Here is an 863-nt window from a genome sequence, read left to right as displayed (position 1 = left end):
GACGCTGATTGACTTGCGCTCGTTGAGGCACTTGTCGATGCGGACTCTGATGCAGATTGACTTGCGCTTGTTGAAGCACTTGTCGATGCGGATTCTGACGCTGATTGACTTGCACTTGTTGATGCACTTGTTGATGCGGATTCTGACGCTGATTGACTTGCACTTGTCGATGCGGACTCTGACGCTGATTGACTTGCGCTCGTTGAAGCACTTGTCGATGCTGATTCAGACGCTGACTGGCTCGCACTTGTTGAAGCACTTGTTGAGGCAGACTCTGATGCAGATTGACTTGCGCTCGTTGAGGCACTTGTCGATGCGGACTCTGATGCTGATTGACTTGCGCTCGTTGAAGCACTTGTTGAGGCTGACTCAGAGGCTGACTGACTTGCACTTGTTGATGCACTTGTTGAGGCAGATTCAGAAGCTGACTGACTTGCGCTCGTTGAAGCACTTGTCGATGCGGACTCTGACGCTGATTGACTTGCGCTCGTTGAAGCACTTGTCGATGCTGACTCTGATGCTGATTGACTTGCGCTTGTTGAAGCAGACTCTGACGCCGACTGACTTGCGCTCGTTGAGGCACTTGTCGATGCGGACTCTGACGCTGACTGACTTGCGCTTGTTGAAGCACTTGTCGATGCTGATTCAGACGCTGACTGGCTCGCGCTTGTTGAAGCACTTGTTGATGCAGATTCTGATGCTGATTGACTTGCGCTTGTTGAAGCACTTGTCGATGCGGATTCTGACGCTGATTGACTTGCACTTGTCGATGCGGACTCTGACGCCGATTGACTTGCACTTGTTGAAGCACTTGTCGATGCGGACTCTGACGCTGATTGACTTGCGCTCGTTGAAGCACTTGT

General features: G+C 51.6%; 1 protein-coding gene. It reads right to left on the bottom strand.

Features of this window, described 5'->3' with window-relative positions:
* The coding region (locus HW098_RS10765) for a hypothetical protein (RefSeq protein ID WP_176139949.1) at window positions 1–863 on the bottom strand (863 nt) is incomplete at both ends.

Origin of the sequence: Streptococcus sp. 1453, assembly GCF_013276955.1 — a bacterium.
In the GTDB taxonomy this organism is placed as follows: Bacteria; Bacillota; Bacilli; order Lactobacillales; family Streptococcaceae; genus Streptococcus.
The sequence above is the reverse complement of the archived record's forward strand: the minus strand, read 5'-3'. Positions and strand labels throughout refer to the sequence as shown.